Below are 561 nucleotides of genomic sequence, written 5' to 3' on the forward strand. Positions count from 1 at the left end.
TATGACAACAGCAAGATACATCCAGCGCTGTCCCGTCCAGACATACGTCACATCACCGACCCAGACTTGGTTGGGGGCGGTAACGGCAAATTGTCGAGACAGATAGTTGGGGATCTCTACGTGCTCTTGTGATGCCTTTCGATATCGGTGCTTCGGTGTTTGACAGCTTACCAGCCCTAATAATTTCATTATCTTAGAAGCTCGATAGCGTGTCAGTTTTATGCCTGAGTCGTCACCATATCGGCAATGCTTCTTGTACCAGCAGAGCCATTGCTTGCCATATGAACTTCTTTAATGAGTCTTTTTAGTTTCACCAACTCAGGGGTTACACGTTTAGGGCGACAACGCCAGTATTTGTAACTGCTGCGGTGGACACTGAACACATGACATAAGGTGGTTATATTAAAGCTCTGCCTGAGTTTCTCGATTATCGCGAGTTGTTCAGTGAGTCCGACATCAAGAGAGCTGTAGCCTTTTTTAATATTTCATTGTGTTCTTCAAGACGGGCGAGTTTTTTCTTCAGCTCACGTATCTCAATTTGCTCTGGTGTCATCGGTGAGG

The 561-nt window shown here is 45.8% G+C and carries 1 pseudogene; it reads right to left on the reverse strand.

What is annotated here, in order from left to right:
- Nucleotides 1-561 (reverse strand): annotated as a pseudogene (locus R7Q09_RS27460) (IS3 family transposase); the annotation flags it as partial.

Source organism: Vibrio sp. 2130-1, assembly GCF_033339515.1.